This window comes from Micromonospora cabrerizensis (genome assembly GCF_022230955.1).
Taxonomy (GTDB): Bacteria; Actinomycetota; Actinomycetes; order Mycobacteriales; family Micromonosporaceae; genus Micromonospora; species Micromonospora cabrerizensis.
Map to the genome: position 1 here is coordinate 126,472 of NZ_JAKKFI010000058.1, position 16,069 is coordinate 142,540.

Below are 16,069 nucleotides of genomic sequence, written 5' to 3' on the forward strand. Positions count from 1 at the left end.
TCGCCCCCGCGGGGGGCGCGGTCATCCGACGAGGCCGACCGGCGACCGTGCGGGGCGGTGACGCAGCGACCGCCACGTCGGCAGGACGCTCGCCAGCACCGCGAGCAGCAGGCACAGCCCCACCACACCGGCGATCACCGACCACGGCACCACCAGGTCGACGGGTACACCGACCTGCTCGGCGAGGCCGGCGCGGATGCTGAGCAGACCGACGAACGCGACCACCCCACCGAGCAGCGCGCCGATCAGCACCACCAGGGCGGATTCGGCCGTGACCAGCCAGACGACCTGTCGCCGGGTCGCCCCGGCCATCCGGATCAGCCGTAGGTCCGCGGCCCGGCCGGCGGCGGCCAGCAGCAGCGTGTTCGCCACCGCGATGGCCCCGTAGCCGGCCGACACACCGATCAGCAGCAGCGTGAAGAGCCAGACGAGTCGGTCCTCGGCGGCGTCCGCCTCGGCCGCCCAGGTGGCGACGTCGACGGTCCGCGCGCCGGCCGGAGGATCGATCCGGTCGGCGACGTACACCGTGGACGTCAGCGCCGACGGGTCGTGCGTCCGCACCACCGCCCGGGGCACGAGCAGGTCGCCGGGGAGCGAGGTGTCGGTGACCACGGCGACGACGCGCAGCGACACCAACGTCCCGTCGGCGAAGACCACCGCGTACGGCTCGGACGGCCGCAGGTTCGCCGAGGCGGTCACCACCACCGTGTCGTCGCCGCGCAGGTCGGCGAGCGAGCCGGCGACGACGGTGAGGGCCCGGTTCGCGGCGGCGAAGCCGGTCGGGTCCACACCGAGCGCGGTCAGCGGCCGGTCCGCCGGCACCGTCCCGGGGTCGGTGCGGAAGACCGTGGTCGGCAGCAGGGCGGTGCCGCCGGTCGCGGCGACGGCCTGGTCCGACAGACCGGGTGCCCGGTCGGGCAGCACGATCCAGCCGGCGTTCACGTCGCCCGCCCGGCCTGCCGCCCAGGCGGCGGTGCTGGTCTGCACCATCCCGGACACCAGCACCGCGAAGGCGACGGTGAGCAGCACCGGGGCGGCCGTCGACGCGGTCCGCCGGGTCGCGGTCAACGCCCCGCCCCGGACCAGCATCCCGATCGCGCCGCCGCGCCGCCGCACCGGAGACCGCAGCAGTCGCACCACCGGCCCGACCACCGCCGGGGAGAGCACGGTGGCGCCGGCCACCAGCGCCATCACCGCGTACAGGGCGTACTGCGCCGCGACGCGGGCCTCGTCGGCGGTCGCCGTCCCGACGCTGAGCGCGACCCCCACCGCGACGAGCAGAGCGCCGGTGGCGACGCGCAGCCGCCCGATCGGCCGCTGCTCCACCGCCGCCTCGCGCAACGCCTCCAACGGTCGCACCCGCGCCGCCCGGCGCGACGCCGACCACACGGCCAGCAGGGAGATCACCGGCCCGGCGACGAGTGAGAGCGCGACGGGCCAGTGCTCGTACCGGGCCCGGAAGGTCGCCGGCTCGAAGCCGACGTCGACCAGCAGCGGCGCCAGCAGCAGTGCGAGCGCCGCGCCCACCAGCAGGCCGACGATCCCACCCGAGGCGCCGACGACGAGCGCCTCGGCGTACACCATGCGGCGGACCTGACGTGGGGTCGCGCCGACGGCGCGCAGCAGGCCCAGCTCACGGCGACGCTGCGCGATGGTGAACGCGAAGGTGGAGGCGACCACGAACACCGTGACGAAGCCGGCGAGGGCCGCCGTGGCGGTGAGCACCTGCATACCGATCCAGCGGGTGCGGGCGTCGGTGCGCGGCTCCAGCGCGCCACGCGCGTCGCCGGTGAGCACCCGTCCGTCAGCGCCGACGACTCCGCGCGCCGCCGTGGCGACCCCCTCGGGGTCGGCGTCTGGCGCGAGCACCAGCCCGACGGCCCGGACGCCGGGCGCGAGCGCGGCGGCCACCTCGTCCGCGACATGTACGCCGGGCCCGTCGACCAGACCGGTGACGGTGTACGACTCCGGTCCCGCCGCGGTCAGCAGGGTGACCGGCGCGCCGACGCGCAGTCCGAGCGCGCGGTCCACGACCACCTCGCCGGCCGTGCGGGGTGGCGCGCCGGCCGTGAGGCGCAGTCCACCGAGCTGGGCGCTGGACCAGCCGTGCCCCTGGTGGGCGTCCTCCCGCCGGCTGTCGACCGCCGAGGGCCGACCGTCGACGAGTGGCTGGGCGTAGAAGGTCCGGTCCGGCACCGCCGCCGCGACACCGGGCAGGGCGGCCAGCCGGCCGACGAGTCCCGCCGTCGCGGTGGCGGACCAGGGGCGGGTCGGCATGAACGAGTCGGCCGACGCGCCCGCTTCGGGGCTCTGCACCACGACCGCCGCCCGCGCGAGCCGGTCCGGCACCTGTGGGCGCCCGGAGGCGAGGAGCAGGGTGGCCGCCGCGACCAGCGTGACCCCGATGGCGACGGCCACGAACGCGCTGGCCGACCGCCGGACGCTCACCACGACGACTCCGCGGCCGTCTCCGCAGGAGCCGTCTCCCGTTCGGCGATCCGGGCGGCGACCACCGCCGCGGTGATCCCACCCTCCAGCTCGTCGACGACGCGGCCGTCGGCGAGCAGCAGGACCCGATCGGCGTACGCGGCGGCGGCGGGATCGTGGGTCACCATCACGACGGTCTGCCCGTGGTCGTCGACGAGCGCGCGCAGCAGTCGGAGCACCTGTCGGGACGCCGCGCTGTCCAGCGCCCCGGTCGGCTCGTCGGCGAAGACCACCGCCGGTCGGGTGATCAACGCGCGGGCGACGGCGACGCGCTGCTGCTCGCCGCCGGACAGCTCACTCGGCCGGTGCCCGGCCCGGTCGGCCAATCCCACCGCGTCGAGGGCGGAGACGACGTCCCGAGCCGGTGGGCGGCGGCCGGCCAGGCGCAACGGCAACTCGACGTTCTGCGCGGCGGTCAGCGTGGACACCAGGTTGAACGCCTGGAACACGAAGCCGATCCGGTCGCGCCGCAGCCGGGTCAGCTCGTCCTCGCCGAGGTCGTCGAGGCGGGTGCCGTCGATGGTGACGGTCCCCTCGGTGGGGCGGTCCAACCCCGCCGCGCAGTGCAGCAGAGTGGACTTCCCCGAGCCCGAGGGGCCCATCACCGCCGTGAACGTGCCGGTCGCGAAGCCGGTCGTCACGCCGTCGAGCGCCGTCACCCGCCGGGTTCCGGTGCCGTACACCGCGCGCAGCCCCGTCAGGCTCACCGTGTGTGTGGTCATGACCGCCACGGTGCCCGTTGAGCGGGGTGTCGCGCGTCGTGCCGGCGCGGACACTTTCCGGCCCTCCCCCGGGTGGAGGCGAAGGCCGCAATCGCCGGTACGTCGTCCTCGGGGATGACCGCCCGCGGGTGGACGCGGTCGACCCGGCCGGCCGATACCGTCGGACGGGTGATCGCTCCCCTGCTGACCCGACGGCTGCGGCCGGTGGACCTGTACATCGTGGACGCCGTGCTCGCCGTGGCGGTCGGTGGGCTGCTCTGCCCGTACGCGGCGCTGGAGTCGCCGCTGCACGGTGGCGTACGCGAGCCGCTCTGGGTGTCCGTGCTCGTCGGGATGGTCCTCGGGCTGCCGTTGGCCGTTCGCCGCCGGTGGCCGATCCCCGTCGCCGTCGTGATCAGCGGTAGCACCGCCGCGACCCTGGTCACCGGCGTGATCCCCAACTTCGCCGCAGCCGCGCCGGCGGTCGCCATCGGGCTGTCCTTCTACACGGTGGCCGTGTCGACGACCACGCGCCGGTCCCTGCTCAGTGCCGCCGGTTGTCTCGCGCTGGTCAGCGTCGCGCTGGTGCTGACCGCGGGCGATCTGTGGTCACGGACCGGCGCCGTCGTCTACGCCACTGTCATGATCGCGCCCGCCTGGGTGATCGGCTGGCTGCTGCGCGAGCGACGTGCCCTCGCCACCCGGCAGAGTGACCACCTGGTCCGGCAGGCCGCCACCGAGGAGCGCCTGCGGGTGGCCCGCGAGCTGCACGACGTGGTCGCGCACACGCTGAGCCTCATCGTGGTGAAGGCGGCCGTCGCCAACCACGTCGCCGAGGCCGACCCCCGGGAGGCGGGGGCCGCCCTGCGGGTGATCGAGGAGACCGGCCGCAACGCGCTGACCGACGTCCGTCGGGTGCTCGGCGTCCTGCGGGAGGGCACCCCGTATTCTCCGACGCCCGGGCTGGACGAGTTGCCCGTGCTCGCGAAGCAGGCGGCGATGGGTGGTGTGGACGTCCGGCTCGACGTCCGGCGGGAGGAACCTTCCGGCGCGGTCCCGGAGTCGGTGGGCCTCGCGGTGTACCGGATCGTGCAGGAGGCGGTGACCAACGTGGTGAAGCACGCGGCGCCGGCCGCCTGTCGGGCTACCGTGACCGTCACCCCCGGCGTGGTGCGGGTGGAGGTGACCGACGACGGTCGGCGTCCGGTGCTGACCGGCGGGGAGGGGCACGGGTTGATCGGCATGCGGGAACGGGTGGCGTTGCACGGCGGGGAGTTCCAGGCCGGGCCACGCGCCGACGGTGGCTTCGCGGTGACGGCCAGCCTGCCCTACCGGGTGGTCGTGTGATCCGGGTGCTGATCGCCGACGACCAGGCGCTGCTGCGCGGCAGCTTCCGGCTGCTGGTCGACCTCGCCGGGGACTGCACCACGGTCGGCGAGGCGGGCACCGGCATGGAGGCCGTCGCGTTGACCGAGCAGTACCGTCCGGACGTGGTGCTGATGGACGTCCGGATGCCGGAGATGGACGGCATCGAGGCGACCCGCCGGATCTGCGCCGATCCGGCGACGGCCGGCACCCGGGTCATCATCCTGACCACGTTCGACCTGGACGAGTACGTCTACGGGGCGCTGCGCGCCGGTGCCAGTGGCTTCCTGCTCAAGGACACCCCACCAGCGGATCTGCTGACCGGCATCCGGGTGGTCGCCTCCGGTGAGGGACTGCTCGCGCCGACGGTGACCCGCCGGCTGATCGACGAGTTCGCCCGGCGGCCGGAGCCGACCCGGCCGTTGCCCCGGCAGCTCGACGGGGTGACCGAGCGGGAACGGGAGGTGCTCGCGTTGATCGCCCGCGGCCTGTCCAACGCGGAGCTGGCCACGCACCTCAACCTCAGCCAGGCCACGGTCAAGACCCACGTGGGGCGGCTGTTGACCAAGCTGGCCGTGCGCGACCGCGCGCAACTGGTCATCGTCGCGTACGAGACGGGCCTGGTGGGGCCGGGCGGCCTACGCTGAGCCGGTCGGCCCGCGAAGCCAGGAGGAGCCATGACCCGGTACGTCGCCCTGCTGCGCGGGGTCAACGTCGGCACCACCCGGCTGGCGATGGCCGACCTGCGCCGCATCGTCACCGACCTCGGGCACGAGGACGTCAGGACGTACCTGCAGAGCGGCAACGTGACGTTCGGCAGCACCGTGCGCGACGCGGAGAAGCTGGCCGCCGGGATCGAGCGGGCGCTCACTGACGAGCTGGGGTTGACGGTGCCGGTGCTGGTGCGCAGCGGCCGGGAGCTGGCGGCGGTGGCCGGCGGCAACCCGTACGCCGACCGGGAGGACGACCCGACGAGGCTGCTGGTGGCCTTCCTCGCGACCCCGCCGAAGAAGTCCACGGTGGACGCCCTTGCCGTGCCCGGTGGGGAGAACGTGTCGTTCACGGTGACCGGCCGGGAGGTCTTCCTGCACTTCGTCGACGGCGGTTACGGGCGGTCGAAGTTCACCAACGCGTACCTGGAGAAGAAGCTCGGCGTGGTGTCGACCAGCCGCAACTGGAAGTCGGTGCGGGCCCTGGCGGAGATGACCGCCGCCTGACCCCGGCGGGGGTCGCGGCCCTGCGACCCCCCACCGGCGCTGCTCAGAAGTGGTACGCGGTCTCGTACTCGGGCACCAGCACCCGGCTGCGCGGCGAGATCCGCCGCACGGCCGTGATCATGTCGTTCAGCCGGGTGCGGTCGGTCGGGGCGACCGGCGGCGGGTTCTGCAACGCCGTCTCGAAGTTGTCGAAGTGCACCGGCACCACGACCTTCGGGTAGTCGAGGCCGGCCAGCAGGCGGGGCAGGTAGTCGCCGGTGGTGGTGGCGTTCTGGAGGGCCACCATCGCCACGTCGGGCGCCAGGCCGGTGAGGTTCCGCTCGGCGACGTCGCTGGCCCCGGTGAAGTAGACCGACGGGCCGCCGTCGACCCGCAGCAGGTAGCCCAGCGTGTCACCCTCCGGCAGGTCCGCGATGGTCGCCGGCTGCGGCGGCTGGGTCACCCGCACCCCCGGAAAGGCCAGGGAGTACGACGGGTTGCGGCTGTGCAGCGAGCCGACCACCTCGACGGTGTGGTCCCCGAAGTCCAGCACCTCCCCACCCTTGACCGGGCTGAGCTGCGCCGCCGGCACCCCGTAGGCCAACCCCAGGTGGTACGCGGTCAGCGTGCCGAACACCCGCGCGCCGGTGCGCTTGGCGATGTACGGCACGTCCATGAAGTGGTCCCAGTGGGTGTGCGTGACCAGCACCGTCGTGGCCTTCTCGACGCGCGGGTCGATCACGTCGGCGCGCACGGTCAACGCGGTATCGGTCTTGAACGCCCCGGTGAACAGCCCGGTGTCGATCCGGCTGAGGAACGGGTCGACGAGAACGGTGCGGTCGGCGATGTCGACGCGCCAGCCGGCCGTGCCCCACCAGCGGAAGCTGACCGCGCCCTTGCGACGGGCGGTCGGGGTGGGTGCGGCGGCCGGCGTCGCGGCGTGGGCCGGGGTGGTGGCGCCGACGGCAAGCCCGCCGGTGGTGACCAGGGCGGTGGTGGCGGCGGTGTCGCGCAGGAAGCGGCGGCGGTCGAGACTGGGCATGTGGTTCTACTCCCCGTGGTCGGGCGGTTGGTCGACCACGAGCCAACCAGCGCCACCGGGGTCCGGTCCAAGATCGAACGCGACAGCCTCCGATACGTCTCTGGATATCGGGCCAGCTCAGGGGCCGCGCGCCGAGGCTGCGGCGGGTGCGGAATCAGTCTCCGCGCAGCGCCTCGACGGCCGTCCGGGCGGCCTCCCCCATCGCCAGGTCCACGTCGATGCGGCGCGAGGCCAACTGGTCGGCACGGGCGAAGACGGCGATCGCGTACCGGCCGCCGTCGGGATACTCGGCGACCCCGGCCTCCAGGTGCAGACCGGGCAGGGTGCCGGTCTTTCCGGAGACCCGGACACCGGGCGGGAACCCGGCGGCCAGCCGGGTCCAGAAGATCTGCCGGGCCATCCAGGTGCGGACCATCGCGCAGGCAGCCGCCGGCCCGGCCTCGTCCCGCCAGATGAGGGTGAGCAGCCGGGTGATCTCCCGGGCGGTGCTGGAGGTGGTGTGCTCGGGGTCGAAGACCCGCATCGCCCGGACCCGGTCCGCCGGCAACGTGGGGAAGATCCGGGCGAACTCCGCCTCGGTGCGTGCGCCCACGTCGGCGAGCATCAGCTCGACCAGCTCCCGAGGGCCGCCGAGGACGCGGGTACGGCTCAGCCCCAGCTCGGCGGCGAGCATCGGCAGCAGGTCCGGGCCGACCCGGCGCAGCAGCAGGTCGGCGGCGGTGTTGTCGGTGACCGACATGGCGAAGTACGCGAGGTCACGCAGCGACACCTCGGCGTCGTCGGTGCAGCCGGCCAGACCCCACCCGCCGAGCCGGTCGCCGGCGGTGACCAGGACCCGTTCGGTCGGGTCCAGTTGACCGGCCTCGACCTGCCGGGCGAACTCCAGCACCAGCAGGACCTTGAAGATCGAGGCGATCACCACCTGGTCGTCGGCCCGCACCCCGACCTCCGGGACACCACCGGTGGTGCCGCCGGGGGTCAGGTCGGTGGCGTCCACGTCCACCGCATGCAGGCTGGCCGTCACCCCCACCCCGGCGAAGATGGCCTCGATGCGCTCGCTGACGTCCACGCCTGCACCGTAACCAGCGGCCTGGCGTCGGCGCTGGCGTAGGGTCCGGCCGTGGATCTGCTCCGGCACCTGCGGCACTTCGTGGTGGTCGCCCACGAGCTGCACTTCGGGCGGGCCGCCGAGCTGCTCGGGATGGCCCAGCCGCCCCTGAGCCAGTCGATCCAGCGGCTGGAACGGGAGCTGACGGTCGAGTTGTTCGACCGGTCCCGCCGCCAGGTACGCCTCACCACCGCCGGTGAGCTGCTACTCGGCGAGGCGGAGGAGTTGCTGGCCGGTGAGGGGCGACTCCGCAACCTGATGGGGCAGGTCCGCGCCGGTGAGCTGGGCGTAATCCGGGCCGGGGTGCCACCGGAGACGCCCGCGGTGACGCTGCGCGCGCTGCTGGACGGGCTCACCACCCGGGCAGCCGGCCTGGACGTGGAGTTGCACGAGCTGACCACCGCCGAGCAGGTGCGGATGCTCGCCGACCGGACCCTGGACGTGGGGCTCGTGCACCACCCGGTGGCGGCGGACGGTCTGCGCTTCGGCGCCCCGGTCGACGTACCCCTGGGGGTGGTGCTGCCCCGCACCTCGCCGCTGGCCCGCGGCCGTGACGTGGCGCTCGCGTCGCTGGCCGGCCTGGATCTGGTGGCCGCGCCCCGGGCCACCGCGCCCGGCTGGCACGACCACCTGCTGGCGGTGTGCCGACAGCAGGGTTGGCGACCGGCCCGGGTGCGGCCCGCCCGCAACCCCGAGTTCCTCTTCGGGCTGGTGCTGGCCGGCGGCGGGGTGGCCGTGGAACCGGCGACGGTGGCGCGACGGGAACCCCGCGTCGCGTGGCGGCCGATCGCCAGCGCGTCGCTGACGAAGCGCACCTCGGCGGCCTGGCCGGACCGGTCGGCACACCCGGCGGCGGCGATGTTCGGGCAGCTCGCCGCCGAGGTGCTGGCAGACGCCGAGCCCGCGCCACCCGCGCCGGCCGGGACGTCGCCGCCGGCGGCCCGGCCCTGGCCGGTGCTCTTCGACACGACCGGGTGAACCGTCCCGGCGTTGCGCTCGTCACCCCGGTCTGGGCGGTGCATCGGCCGCCCATCCGGGTAGGGATGACAGGAGACGAAGACGACGCGAAGGAGCCGCAGTGGCCAACACCATTCCCGACATCAGCCTGAACGACGGCACCACCATTCCGCAGCTCGGCTTCGGGGTGTTCCAGATCGAGCCGAAGGACACCGTCGCGGCGGTGACGACGGCCTTCGAGGCGGGCTACCGGCACATCGACACCGCCGAGATGTACGGCAACGAGGCCGAGGTCGGCGAGGCGGTCCGCGTGTCCGGCCTCGACCGGGGCTCGGTGTACGTGACCAGCAAGCTGAGCAACGCCTTCCACCGCCCCGACGACGCCCGCCGGGCGTTCGACTCGACGCTGGCGGCGCTGAAGATGGACTACATCGACCTGTTCCTGATCCACTGGCCGCTGCCGACCCTGTACGACGGCGACTACGTCTCCACCTGGAAGGTGCTGGAGGAGTTCCAGCGCGACGGCCGCGCCCGCTCGATCGGCGTGTCGAACTTCCAGGTGCCGCACCTGGAGCGGTTGGCCACCGAGGCGGACACCGTGCCGGCGGTCAACCAGGTCGAGGCGCACCCGTACTTCGGCAACGACGAGGTCCGCGCCTACGGCCGCGAGCACAACATCCTCACCGAGGCGTGGTCACCCATCGCGCAGGGCAAGGTGCTGGACGACCCCACGGTGGTCGACATCGCCGAGCAGACCGACCGGACCCCGGCGCAGGTGGTGCTCCGCTGGCACGTGCAGCGCGGCGACATCATCTTCCCGAAGTCGACCACCCCGAAGCGCATCGAGGAGAACGCCCGGATCTTCGACTTCGAGCTGGACGACACGGCGATGGAGCGGATCACCGCGCTGAACAAGGGCGAGGCCGGGCGGCAGGGCGCGCACCCGGACACGTTCGACTACGTACCCCGCTGATCTGAGCCCGCCGACCGGCGGGGCAGGCCCCCAGTGAGCGTGATGCCTCAGGGTCATCGTGATGACCCTGAGGCATCACGCTGTCGGCCTCGGGGCGGGCGCCACCGCGGTGGTGCCCGCCCCTCAGGTGTGCACCGCCCCGGCGACCTCAGCCCCCGGTCGGCGGGGCGGTCAGGTCGAGCTGCCAGTCGTTGGCGCGCATCAGCTGCCCCGGCGGGTATTCGAAGTCCGTCTCGCCGAGCAGGGTGAAACCGGCCTTGCGGCAGACCGCGTTCGAGGCGGGATTGTCGACCGAGGGGTAGGCGTGGGCGTAGCGCCGGTCCCGCCGGGCGCGGACCACGTCGATGACCGCCCGCACCGCGCTGGTGGCCAGCCCCTGCCCCCGGTACGCGGGCAGCACCGCCCAGCCCAGCTCGTACACCGGTTGGTCGCGCCACTCGCGGCCCCAGTAGCCGACACTGCCGGCCCGCGCGCCGTCCGGCAGCACCAGCGTGAACATCGCGCCCTGCCCGGTGCCGGCGAAGTGCACGTACCGGTCGTGCCGGGCCAGCACCTGCTCGTCGGTCTCCGGGCCGCCGGTGTGCTGGCGCGTGTCCGGTGAGTTGAGCTGTCGCAGCAGGTCGAGGTCGTCCTCGTGCCACGGTGCGATGCGTACCTGTGCCATGCCCACTCCCCTGTCCGTCGACCCCAGTCAAGCCGACCCCACCGACAACCCGCCCGGAAACGCCGCCCGCTAGATCCGATCTAGCGGGCGGCGTGCTGCGTTCTCGCGCCCAAGAGGTGGCACCGACAACTCGGGAGGGGGAATGATGACACCGCTCAGGATCGCCGTGATCATCGGCAGCACCCGGGAGGGTCGGGCCGGCGACCGGGTCACCAGCTGGTTCACCGAGCAGGCCGCTCGGCACGACGACCTGACGGTGACCGTCGTTGACCTGACCGAGTACGACTTCCCGGCCAGCTACCCCGCCGAACCGACCGCGTCGATCCGGGCGTTCGTCCGCGAGGTGGGTCGAGCGGACGCGTTCGTCGTGGTCACCCCCGAGTACAACCACAGCTTCCCCGCACCTCTGAAACAAGCCATCGACTACGCGTACGACGAGTGGCAGGCCAAACCGGTCGGCTTCGTGTCGTACGGCTGTCGGTCCACCGGCCTGCACGCGGTCGACCAGCTCCGCACCGTCTTCACGGCGCTGCACGCCATGACGGTGCGTGACGTCGTCGGGATCGACCTGCTCGCCGGCGAACCGACACCGCAGTGCACCGACGAGCTGCGCCGGGACGCCAGTGTCCTGCTCGACCAGCTCCGCTGGTGGGGCCTGGCTCTGCGCGACGCCCGGGCGGCTCGACCGTACGTCTCCTGAACACGTCCAAGATTGAAGGGTAAGGATCATGAGTAGACGCACCACCGGCCTGGCCATCGAGGCGGAAGGGCTCACCCGCTCGTTCGGGGACACCAAGGCGCTGGCCGGCATCGACCTTCAGGTGCCCGCCGGCACCGTCTACGGCCTGCTCGGCCCGAACGGGGCGGGCAAGACCACCGCGGTTCGGGTGCTCGCGACGTTGCTACGCCCCGACGGCGGTTCGGCCCGGGTCTTCGGCCACGACGTCGTCACCGAGGCCGACAAGGTCCGTTCCCGGGTCAGCCTCACCGGTCAGTACGCCTCGGTGGACGAGGACCTGACCGGTTCGGAGAACCTGGTGCTCCTCGGTCGGCTGCTCGGCCTGCGCAAGCCGGCCGCCCGGGACCGCGCGGCGGCCCTGCTGGCCGCGTTCGGTCTGACCGAGGCCAGCGACCGCCAGGTCAAGAAGTACTCGGGTGGGATGCGGCGGCGCATCGACATCGCCGCCAGCATCCTGAACACGCCCGACCTGCTCTTCCTGGACGAGCCGACCACCGGTCTCGACCCGCGCAGCCGCAACCAGGTGTGGGAGATCATCCGGGCGGTGGTGTCGCACGGCACCACGGTGCTGCTGACCACCCAGTACCTCGACGAGGCCGACCAGCTCGCCGGGCGGATCGCGGTCGTCGACCACGGCCGGGTGATCGCGGAGGGCACCCCGGGTGAGTTGAAGTCGTCAATCGGCTCCGGCACGGTCCACCTGCGACTACGCGATCCGGGTCAGCGCCCGGAGGCGGAGAAGGTGCTCCGGGAGGCGCTCGGCGTGCCGGTGCAGCTCGCCGCCGATCCGGTGGCGTTGACCGCCCGGGTCGGTGAGGCCGGCACCGACCTCGATGCCAGCGCCCAGGCTTCTCGCGCGCTCGGCGAGCTGGCCCGCGCCGGCATCGTCGTGGACAACTTCTCCCTCGGCCAGCCGAGCCTGGACGAGGTCTTCCTGGCCCTGACCGATCACCCCGCCGTGCCGGCCGACGAGCGCGACAACGAGCTGGAGGCAGCCCGATGAGCGACACCACGACCACCACGACCGAACGGGCGCCGTCGGTCTACGTCCCGTCCGCCGAGGCGCTGGCGACCGTGCTCGCGCCCGGTGCCCGACCGCCCCGACCCAGCGCGCTGAGCGCGTCGCTCACCTTCGGCTGGCGGGCCATGCTGAAGATCAAGCACGTGCCGGAGCAGCTCTTCGACGTCACCGCGTTCCCGATCATCATGGTGCTGATGTTCACGTACCTGTTCGGTGGCGCCCTCGCCGGCAGCCCGCGCGAATACCTCCAGTTCTTCCTGCCCGGCATCATGGTGACCAGCGTCGTGATGATCACCATGTACACCGGCATCGGCCTCAACACCGACATCGAGAAGGGGATCTTCGACCGGTTCCGGACGCTGCCCGTCTGGCGTCCGTCCGCCCTGGTCGGCATGATCTTCGGCGACGTGCTGCGCTACATCCTCGCCGCCCTGGTGATCCTGGGCCTGGGGCTGGTGCTCGGCTTCCGGCCCGCCGGCGGAGTCGTCGGGGCGGCCGTCGGGATCGGGCTGCTGGTGGTCTTCTCGTTCGCCTTCTCCTGGGTGTGGACGTTCTTCGGGCTGATCCTGCGCAGCGAGAAGTCGGTGATGGGGGTCAGCATGATGGTGCTGTTCCCGCTGACGTTCCTGAGCAACGTCTTCGTCGACCCGAGCACCATGCCCGGTTGGCTCCAGGCGTTCGTGAAGGTCAACCCGGTGACGCAGCTGGTGGCCGCGATCCGCGGGGCGATGAGCGGCGACGCGGACCCGTCGGCCACCATGTGGCTGCTGCTCTGGAGCGCCGGCTTCCTGGTCGTCTTCGGCACCCTGACCATGTACAGGTACAACCGCCGCTGACCCTGTCTCGGCCTGACCGACGGGTGCCGCCACGGCTGTGGTGGCACCCGTCGTGCGGTGTCAGAGCCGCCAGCTCAGCGGCTCGGGCGGCAGGTAGCGGCAGGTGCTGCCGGTCGAGACGGACTCGCGCAGGTGGCCGGCGAGGGCCGGGTGCCGCCCGTCGAGCTTGCGCAGCGTGTCCCGGATCCGCGCGGTCACCGTCTTGCGGGCCCGCTCGGCCTCGTCGCCCAGGCGGCGGCTCCGACCGGCGAGCCCCGCGGCCGCACGCAGCTCGTCCAGCAACGCACCCCGCTCCGCGTCCAACGCGGCCACCTTCCGGTCGTCGTCCCGGGCGGCGGCCCGGTCGATCTCCTCGTCGAGGCGTGCCAGGTGCCGCCGGTAGCGGGCCTTCGCCTCGTCGTCGAGGACCGGGTCGGCGCCCATCCGCCGGGCGGCGACCAGCTCCGCCCCCGCGGCCGGGTCGAGCAGCTCCACGGCGGGCACGTCGCTCCCCGGCCGCCCGAGCAGCAGGTGCAGGTCGTGCAGGCCCTTGGCGTCGGGCAGGTGCACCACCACACCGGCGTACGCGAGTTGCCAGACCGGCCCGTCGCGTCGGAACTCGTACCCCTCGCCCGCTGGCGCGACCGCCGTGGCCTGGCCGGACGCGAAAACCTGGCCTGCCCCGGCATTGACCGGCCCGACACGCTCGCCCGGCGCGGCACCTTCGCCCGGCGCGGCACCCTGGCCTGGCGCGGCGCCCTGGCCTGGCCCGGCGGTTGCGGCCGGCCCGGCGGCCTGACCCGGCGCGGCAAGCTGGCTGGTGGTGACGACGTGGGCGGCCACGTCGGTGGAGGTTGGTTCGCCCAGCCGGTGCAGCAGCTGCGTCATGCCGAGAGCCGCTGCCTGCTGGGCGGTGGTGGCACGCAGCGCGGCCAGTGCCTCGGCGTCGCCCGGGTTGCCCCGGCCGGCGAGGGCGTTCACGAGGCCGGTGCGGACGATCAGTGACCAGGTGCGGGCGCCCAGCCGGTCGGCGGACTCACGGGCGGCCGTGAAGCCGGCGATGGCGTCGTCCCAGCGTTGCTGGGCGACGTCGATCAGTGCCAGCCAGTGGTCGACCGGGCCGCTGACGTCGCAGCCGAAGAGCGCCACCATCCACTCTCCCCGGTGCGGGGCGAGTGCGGCCCGTGCGTCGTCGCAGCGCTGCGGGTCGGCGGACGCGGCGGCGGCCTGCGCGCGTAGTCGTAGCCAGATCGGCGACACCGGGCGCGGGTAGCGGATGTTGGCGGCCTCGATGCCGGCGGTCAGCCGGACCGCCGTCTCGACGTCGCCCCGCTCCGCTGCGGTGATCGCCCGCAGCAGCTCCTGGTAGGGGTAGTCGACCGGGGCCAGCGCGTCCAGCAGGGTGTCGGCCTCGGCGAACCGACCCTGGAGCAGCAACCGCGACCAGCGCAGGTGATGGCCCATGAACCCGAACTCGGCGTGGCTCGGGTCGGAGAAGTCGCCGAGGACGGAGAACCGCTCGTCGGCCTCGGCGAAGTCACCCCGGAAGGCCGCGATGATCCCGGCGTCGATGGTCGCTGCGATGCGGTGCCGGGTGGCGTCGCCGTGCCGGTCCACGCTGACGAAGGTGGTGAACTCCTCGTTGAAGTGCGGGTCGCCCAACTCCAGCAGCGCCACCCAGCGCAGCGAGGTGGCCCACAGCTCGGTTTCCCGGTCTCCGGTGCGGCGGGCCACGTCCCGGATCTCGGCGGTCAGCGCGGCGCGGGCCGCCGCGGTGCCCAGCCCCCAGGTGGTGTCGTGGCGGGCCCAGAGGCTGAACGTGAGCGCCTCGTCGTCCTGCCCGCGCCGGGCGATCGTCTCGGTGGCGGTGATCAGGTCGGCGACCAGCGCGCCGACCGACGCCTCGGCGTCCGGTTCGCCGATCAACTTTCGATACGCGTCGCGCACCAACTCCGCCGCGTCGATCGACTGAACGGCCTCCACCTGGCGGGCCCGGTTGACGATCAGGGCGACGCGGGCCAGCAACACCGGATCATCGAGTGTGCGAGCCAGCACCCCCGCCTCGGCGAGCAGTGCGGCGGACTCCTCCCGGTCGGCGTGGTGATATTGCGCCTCGCCGAACTCGACCAGGATGCGGACCCGTTGCTCCCGGTCCTCGACAACCTCCAGCGCTCGGCGGAAGTGCACCGACGCCTCATCAGCGGCCAGCCGGACGAACGCGTCCCGCCCGGCGGCGACCAGCAGCGTGGCCACCCGCGCGCGGTCCAGCGCGGGCCCGGCGAGGTAGGCGTGGCGGGCGAGGTCGGCCGGGATCAGCTGATCGGTCAGCTCCCGCAGGTCATCGACCGCACGAACGACCGCGCCGTGCCGCGCCTGCCGCTCGTCCGGGGACAGCCCGTCGTAGAGGGTCTCCCGGACCAGGTCGTGAGCGAAGGCGAACCGGCCGCCACCCCGGGCGACCACCAGCCGGGCCGTCACCGCACGGTCGAGCAGCCGGTCGACCTGCGCCACCGGGGCGGCGCCGCAGGCCGCCAGGACCTGACGGTGGAACTCGCGGCCCAGCACGGCCGCGACGGTGAGCGCCTCGACCACGGCCGGCGGCAACTGGGCCAGGCGGCGGCGCACGGCTTCCCGTACGCCGGGTGCGATCGTGCCGGCCGCGTCGTCGGCGTGCCACAGCCGGGCGGTCTGCTCGATGAAGAACGGGTTGCCCCCGGTGCGCCGGTGCACCTCGTCGACGAGGTCCGCGTCGGGTTCCCGCCCGGCGGTGCGTGCCATCAGCGCGCCCACCTCGTCGCGGGCGAGGCCGGTGAGGGTGATCGTGGTGGCCTTCGCGACCAGCGGCATCAGCAGGGGACGCAACGGGTGCTCGCCCGACTCGACCTCGGCGTCGCGGTAGGTGCCGACCAGCAACAACCGCTCGAACCAGGTGTGCTGGGCGGCGAAGCTCAGCAGCCGTAGGGAGGCCGGGTCGGCCCAGTGCAGGTCGTCGAGGACGACC

The 16,069-nt window shown here is 73.4% G+C and carries 14 protein-coding genes; 8 read left to right on the top strand and 6 right to left on the bottom strand.

What is annotated here, in order from left to right:
- Nucleotides 1-21 precede the first annotated feature (21 nt).
- Both LADH09A_RS13210 and LADH09A_RS13215 read right to left on the bottom strand, forming a co-directional pair.
- The gene (locus LADH09A_RS13210) at nucleotides 22-2,451 is read right to left on the bottom strand and encodes an ABC transporter permease (protein WP_238645275.1); all 2,430 of its coding nucleotides are present in this window, start codon (nucleotides 2,449-2,451) and stop codon (nucleotides 22-24) included.
- Nucleotides 2,445-3,209, bottom strand: coding sequence for an ABC transporter ATP-binding protein (locus tag LADH09A_RS13215; RefSeq protein ID WP_238645277.1), 765 nt, complete (start codon nucleotides 3,207-3,209; stop codon nucleotides 2,445-2,447). Before LADH09A_RS13215 ends, LADH09A_RS13210 begins: the two co-directional genes overlap by 7 nt.
- 168 nt (nucleotides 3,210-3,377) lie before the next feature.
- On the opposite strand from LADH09A_RS13215, the gene LADH09A_RS13220 reads away from it, so the two are divergent.
- From LADH09A_RS13220 to LADH09A_RS13230, 3 genes are read left to right on the top strand one after another with little or no spacing between them, the layout of a single operon-like run.
- Nucleotides 3,378-4,535, top strand: a complete 1,158-nt coding sequence (locus tag LADH09A_RS13220; RefSeq protein WP_238645282.1) for a sensor histidine kinase — start codon at nucleotides 3,378-3,380, stop codon at nucleotides 4,533-4,535.
- Complete coding sequence (locus tag LADH09A_RS13225) at nucleotides 4,532-5,200, top strand: response regulator (protein WP_238645283.1); 669 nt, start codon at nucleotides 4,532-4,534, stop codon at nucleotides 5,198-5,200. The genes LADH09A_RS13220 and LADH09A_RS13225 overlap by 4 nt, the downstream gene beginning before the upstream one ends.
- A gap of 30 nt (nucleotides 5,201-5,230) precedes the next feature.
- Entirely contained in the window at nucleotides 5,231-5,770 is a 540-nt protein-coding gene (locus tag LADH09A_RS13230; protein ID WP_238645284.1) for a DUF1697 domain-containing protein, read from the top strand.
- A gap of 43 nt (nucleotides 5,771-5,813) precedes the next feature.
- Here the strand turns inward: LADH09A_RS13230 and LADH09A_RS13235 are convergent, their stop codons facing one another.
- Together LADH09A_RS13235 and LADH09A_RS13240 are read right to left on the bottom strand one after the other, a co-directional pair.
- Complete coding sequence (locus tag LADH09A_RS13235; RefSeq protein ID WP_238645285.1) at nucleotides 5,814-6,791, bottom strand: MBL fold metallo-hydrolase; 978 nt, start codon at nucleotides 6,789-6,791, stop codon at nucleotides 5,814-5,816.
- A gap of 154 nt (nucleotides 6,792-6,945) precedes the next feature.
- Nucleotides 6,946-7,860, bottom strand: coding sequence for a serine hydrolase (locus tag LADH09A_RS13240; protein WP_238645287.1), 915 nt, complete (start codon nucleotides 7,858-7,860; stop codon nucleotides 6,946-6,948).
- Between the two features lie 51 nt (nucleotides 7,861-7,911).
- On the opposite strand from LADH09A_RS13240, the gene LADH09A_RS13245 reads away from it, so the two are divergent.
- Both LADH09A_RS13245 and LADH09A_RS13250 read left to right on the top strand, forming a co-directional pair.
- A complete protein-coding gene (locus LADH09A_RS13245) occupies nucleotides 7,912-8,877 on the top strand; it encodes a LysR family transcriptional regulator (protein ID WP_238645289.1) in 966 nt (321 codons plus the stop codon).
- Between the two features lie 100 nt (nucleotides 8,878-8,977).
- Complete coding sequence (locus tag LADH09A_RS13250) at nucleotides 8,978-9,829, top strand: aldo/keto reductase (RefSeq protein ID WP_238645291.1); 852 nt, start codon at nucleotides 8,978-8,980, stop codon at nucleotides 9,827-9,829.
- Between the two features lie 148 nt (nucleotides 9,830-9,977).
- Here the strand turns inward: LADH09A_RS13250 and LADH09A_RS13255 are convergent, their stop codons facing one another.
- Entirely contained in the window at nucleotides 9,978-10,493 is a 516-nt protein-coding gene (locus tag LADH09A_RS13255; RefSeq protein WP_238645292.1) for a GNAT family N-acetyltransferase, read from the bottom strand.
- A 142-nt stretch (nucleotides 10,494-10,635) separates the two neighbouring features.
- Between LADH09A_RS13255 and LADH09A_RS13260 the strand changes: the two genes are divergently transcribed.
- From LADH09A_RS13260 to LADH09A_RS13270, 3 genes are read left to right on the top strand one after another with little or no spacing between them, the layout of a single operon-like run.
- Nucleotides 10,636-11,193 (top strand): NADPH-dependent FMN reductase, encoded by a 558-nt coding sequence (locus tag LADH09A_RS13260; RefSeq protein ID WP_238645293.1) that lies wholly within the window; start codon nucleotides 10,636-10,638, stop codon nucleotides 11,191-11,193.
- 28 nt (nucleotides 11,194-11,221) lie between these two features.
- Nucleotides 11,222-12,235 carry an ATP-binding cassette domain-containing protein gene (locus LADH09A_RS13265; RefSeq protein ID WP_238645294.1) on the top strand — a complete coding sequence of 338 codons (1,014 nt, stop codon included), beginning with the start codon at nucleotides 11,222-11,224 and terminating at the stop codon, nucleotides 12,233-12,235.
- The gene (locus tag LADH09A_RS13270) at nucleotides 12,232-13,089 is read left to right on the top strand and encodes an ABC transporter permease (RefSeq protein ID WP_238645295.1); all 858 of its coding nucleotides are present in this window, start codon (nucleotides 12,232-12,234) and stop codon (nucleotides 13,087-13,089) included. Before LADH09A_RS13265 ends, LADH09A_RS13270 begins: the two co-directional genes overlap by 4 nt.
- A 60-nt stretch (nucleotides 13,090-13,149) precedes the next feature.
- Here LADH09A_RS13270 and LADH09A_RS13275 read toward each other — a convergent pair.
- A partial coding sequence (locus LADH09A_RS13275; protein WP_238645296.1) for an ATP-binding protein occupies nucleotides 13,150-16,069 on the bottom strand: 2,920 nt, incomplete at its 5' end.